Source organism: Pararcticibacter amylolyticus (assembly GCF_003130405.1).
In the GTDB taxonomy this organism is placed as follows: domain Bacteria; phylum Bacteroidota; class Bacteroidia; order Sphingobacteriales; family Sphingobacteriaceae; genus Arcticibacter; species Arcticibacter amylolyticus.
Window position 1 is genome coordinate 1 of sequence record NZ_QEAS01000112.1, and the last position, 456, is coordinate 456.

Below are 456 nucleotides of genomic sequence, written 5' to 3' on the forward strand. Positions count from 1 at the left end.
CCCCCAGGCCACCCGCGACCTGGTCACCCCCTTCGAATACGACCCCTTCGGCCGCGAAGCAAAAAAATACCTGCCCTATGCCGACCCCAGCGCTAACGGCAGCTATAAAGCCGGGGCCTTGACCCCCGGCAGCGGCATCATGGCCTTCTATAACCCATCCGGCAGCGAAGCGCAGCTGCCCACCGGCATCCCCCGTATCCCGTCCCCCTTTGCCGAGACCCGCTTCGAGCCCTCCCCACTCAACCGCGTAGAAGAACAAGGCGCCCCCGGCAGCGACTGGCAGATCGGCCAGGGCCACACCGTGCGCCAGGGCTACTACAGCAACAGTGACGCCTCCCTGTCCGAAGGCAACGGCAGATGGGCAAAACAATACGGCGTCAGCATCGACGCCAGTGGCAACCGCAGCCTGAAAGACGAAGGCAGCTACGGGCAGAACCAGCTCTATGTCAGCGAGAC

The 456-nt window shown here is 64.3% G+C and carries 1 protein-coding gene; it reads left to right on the forward strand.

Translation table 11 applies throughout. From position 1 onward, the window contains the following. Window positions 1-456, forward strand: a 456-nt coding sequence (locus DDR33_RS26305) for a DUF6443 domain-containing protein (RefSeq protein WP_238387957.1), incomplete at both ends; no start/stop codon positions are given.